The organism is Escherichia sp. KTE114, from assembly GCF_000407765.1.
Taxonomy (GTDB): Bacteria; Pseudomonadota; Gammaproteobacteria; order Enterobacterales; family Enterobacteriaceae; genus Escherichia; species Escherichia ruysiae.
On the sequence record NZ_KE136631.1, the window covers coordinates 6905 to 10987 of the forward strand.

The following is a 4083-nucleotide window of genomic DNA, read 5'->3' on the forward strand; positions in this document are numbered from 1 at the left end:
GATATCTGATTTTCCTCTTTTGTTTCAGGTAGTTCTGGTCTGTTCAGCGTGATATAGCGAATTCGTCGCTCTTCCCGTGTGGTCGTTTTAAGCGTATTCACCGCTGTTTCCCACAAGGCACTTTCACGTGCGTTGATATCTGTGTCGTACTCTTCCAGCATTGCCATAGCCGCCTGACGTCCTGCAATGCGTTGCTGGAATGTATCCACGATCGTGTGCGGCTCTGTGCGAATTTTTCGTCTTTTTCTGGAGGGTTTTGCAGTCAGGACGCCAATGATGGCACTGACATTTTCCGGTGACGGTATTCGACGTTGAGTAGTACGGGGAACAAGACGGCGGAGACGGTCCAGGCGTGGCGCATCCACGCTGATATACCTGTTTATAACAACGGGATCGCTGCTGCAGCTTTTCTCATCGTCAGGGATGAAGAATGATGCTGATGGTACGGTTTCTCCCCGGAAAATAGAAAAGAACTCGCCAGGATGAAGTTCAATCAACTCCTGAACATTTATCTTGCTTTCCATCAGGATGCTGATTTGTGGGCTGTCAATCCATGATTCACCAAATATGCCGTCCTGACGCTGCAGGTTGTTCATTCTCGCCCTGGCTTCTTCACCGGCGGCGCTTTTCAGCGTTCTGGCCGTACTACCCTCGCTGACAATCCTGCCGGCAAATTTTGTCCCCGTGTTCTGCATCAGTGTTGCAGTATTCGTGGCTGTTGTCTGTCCTTCTATACGTTCCTGGTCCTGTGCCATCAAAATCAGAGCAAAATCCAGTGAACGCACCTGAGTGGCTTCCACAGCAATACGGTCCGTATAGTATGCCCCCACTTCATCAAGGAAACACAGATAAGGGAAACGCCCCTTATATTTTTTGACTTCCAGTGCATCGGAATCAGTTCCTTCGAGGCGGTAGCCCAAATCACGGGCGAGAATCATACTTTTCTGGGTGATAAACATTCGTCCAAGAGCAGACGTTGTATGCGCTGATGTATCCAGAGCGGGGATCATTACCATCAGAATCCTGTCGCTGTGAATGCTGTCACGGATATCGATATCACCGGAATCTTCAGCAAAAATATCCCCGAATGCTTCCGTGAATGTGCTGAAAGTTTCAGAAAACTGCCCGGAGAGATAAGCATGTTGTTTTCTGGGTTCTTCCGTCCAGGCTGATGGTGTCCTGACCAGCGACAGGTCGAAACCGGGAACGTCCTGAAGGTAGTTACGTAACGGTGCGATAGCTTCTTCCGGCCACTGATCATCGAGGCCACGACAGTAAAGTTTGGCCATCCCTTCGAGAGTCATATGTTCACGGAGCATCTGCAGCGACATTGTTTTGCCTTCGCGCACACACCAGAATTTAGTACCAAATACCAGTGCCTTATTCATGGCAATGGCCCGGGACTGCCACTCGCCCCCCTGGACGTTCTGGGGCAGCATTGACTGCATTGTTTCCGCTGTGAATGCCTCGGTGCTGTAACAGAAGGGATTCCAGGTATTTGACTGAGGACGCGTTTTTTCACCACTCAGAATGATTTCACTGCGGGATTTTCCTCCGTTCATGAAGTTAATGACTTCCACATCGTCTTCCCGTCCAAAGCGTCTGGCCAGATACCAGATCGTTCTTGCCGTATCATTCTGTGCCTTGCCATCGACAAGGGTGAATCCTCTTGCCCAGCAAAGTGGGTTAATCGCCCAGGCAAAGATGGTTTCCGTTTTACCGCCACCGGTGGTGGCGAAAAACATTATATGGCGGGTCAGATCGTCCATACTCAGCCATAACTCCCTGCCAATATCCCTGACGCGTTGATAACCAACATAGAATATGCCGCTGGCCGGTGATTCCAGAATGACCTCATACTGGAACAGGGTTGGCCAGAAGCTGAAAAGACTTCTTTTAATCATTCTGTCCTGTGACGGGTCAGCACATTCCAGCGTCATGGGCATACGAAGAGGGCAGCGCCATCGCTGCAGACTAAATACCAGCATTGTTATCAGTGTGAACAACAGACATGCCGGTAATGCAAGTGGCCAGATAAAACTGGCCACAAGACTTGCCACCAGGCAAAAGCCATAGATATTGAGACTCTGGAGTGCATTCCAGACAGGATTTCCCCAGGCTGTACGGTGTAAAAGCTCGGGGTTAACGCGATGTTCACTCATGGCCAGACTCGCTGTCGGTGGTTTTCAGGAATAAATTAAGCGTGCCAGTTTCCTGCAGAATTCCTGTAGGCAGATGCCAGCCGGTGTCGGACAGCACCCATGGGGTACCGGCAAATCCGAACTTACGGAAGGCGACATTGTTAACATCAATCGCAGCTCTGGCTGCTTTCAGGCATGTTTCATCTGCAGGCGTTGTTTCTTCTGATGGCGTCATCATTCCGTTATCTGCGGAATACAGTCGGTGCCAGCCGGCAGCACGTTTCTGAGCATCTTTTTCACACAGCAGTGGTGCCACACGGTCGGTGGATTCCTCTCCACCAATAACTGAAACCGGGTAGATAACGACATTGAAGTCGCTGGCCAGGCGTTTTAAGGCCGGCTCCAGAAGTCTGCAGTTAGGACAGGCAGGATCGAGAAATGCGAACAGGGTTCGTTCATGACCGGATGACAGGTTGATGGTAAACATGCCCCGATCGGCGTTCCGCTTCAGAACAGTAGCCAGATTATGTCGCGCAGCTGCGGCTTCCGGATTTTTGCTTGTGATTGTTTTCTCCGGGACCTGGACGTCTTTTTTCGGGGGAACCGGGAGTTGAATGCCTTCATTTAATGGCACAGTGTGATTCAGGTGAGGGGGTAGCAGTCGTGGCTCACCTGCTGTCTGTACTGCTTCAGGCGTTGTATCATCCCAGAATACACGATCAACATAGCGGAACAGAGAGAAGCCAATCGTTGCCATTACGAACAGCACAACGCTGGCGATTATGCCACGGAACAAAGGTGTTCTGCTGAAGCGGCGTTCCATCAGATATTCAAGGCGCAGGCAGGAATCAATAGCTGTAAGTATCTGGTCAGCGTTATGCTCCTGTTTATCAATCAGGACGGTTTCTCTGTTACGGGTGCCCATGGCGTCAAAGGCTATATGAATCAGTTGATTATTTCGTGTTACCAGCCCTGACAGGGCATCCCGTGGAAGGACGGCAATAATTTCTGTCCTGCCATCCGGCCAGATTGCCTGCACGGAAATATGTTTTGCAATGCGTGTTGCAAAGTACTCGATTGTCATTTTCAGTTCTCCGGATAATCAGAATTCGTTGTCTGTAGCAGGTGTGCGGGGCAGGATGTCGTCGGTGAGGGACCAGTTGGTCAGGATGCGGCGTTTCCGGTCGCGATCTGGTTGTGGTTCATCCCAGATAAGACCGAGACTGAGCATATCCCGCCGTAAGCCTTCCACCGCTTCATCAACACAGGGTTCAGGGCAGGGAAGACCAAAACGCATGGCTTCGGCCTCTGCACGTGCAACGGCCACCACGCCAGCGCCTTCAATAAATCCTTTCGTGGTATTGGCGCGGTGTAATGCATAAAACAGCGTCCTGTCCACGCCTTTCAGCCAAATCCAGTTGGGTGGCGTAAGCCGCAGGTCATGTGCATACAGCCAGACCAGCCCACTGCGGACGTAGCGATGTTGTTTCAGCCATTGCTGTGCTCCGTTGCTTTTAATCACTCTCTGGAAAGCTGATTTGGCCAGTGAATAAACAGGGGTACAGAATTTCCCACTGTCCCGTTTGCTTTTAATTCTGCATGAGAGGTTCAGTGTATCCATGAGCTTTAATGCTGCCTTACGATCATCCAGGAAATACTGAAGACCAAATATGGCAAAGAGCGCTTTTTCATGTGGTGCCATGTCTTTCCAGGACGTTAAAGGTTTACCCAACTGGGCCATGAAACATCGTCTTGCAGCTGCAACATCGAGCTGCATATTGGTGATGAGAGTATGCTGCTCGACAAATGCTTCCGGGGTGAGAGCAACCCGCCGTTCAGGTCGTTTGCCACCATGAAAGAGTTTTTCCGGATCACCATCTGCCAGTACAGGGGCGATAGCAGGGGACAACGAAGCAAAGATGTGTGGCAGTCGGGTAATATC

The 4083-nt window shown here is 50.7% G+C and carries 3 protein-coding genes; all 3 read right to left on the reverse strand.

What is annotated here, in order from left to right; translation table 11 throughout:
* Nucleotides 1-2162: F-type conjugative transfer protein TrbC (gene trbC, locus WC5_RS00040; RefSeq protein ID WP_016231863.1), on the reverse strand; the 2162-nt coding region annotated here is incomplete at its 3' end.
* Entirely contained in the window at nucleotides 2155-3225 is a 1071-nt protein-coding gene (trbB, locus tag WC5_RS00035; protein WP_000151583.1) for an IncI1-type conjugal transfer protein TrbB, read from the reverse strand. The genes trbB and trbC, both read right to left, overlap by 8 nt.
* An 18-nt stretch (nucleotides 3226-3243) precedes the next feature.
* Nucleotides 3244-4083, reverse strand: an 840-nt coding sequence (trbA, locus tag WC5_RS00030) for an IncI1-type conjugal transfer protein TrbA (protein WP_016231864.1), incomplete at its 5' end; no start/stop codon positions are given.

Coding starts and splice junctions, on each gene's coding strand:
- trbB (WP_000151583.1), bottom strand. CDS start 3,225: ATGACAATCGAGTACTTTGCAACACGCATTGCAAAACATATTTCCGTG.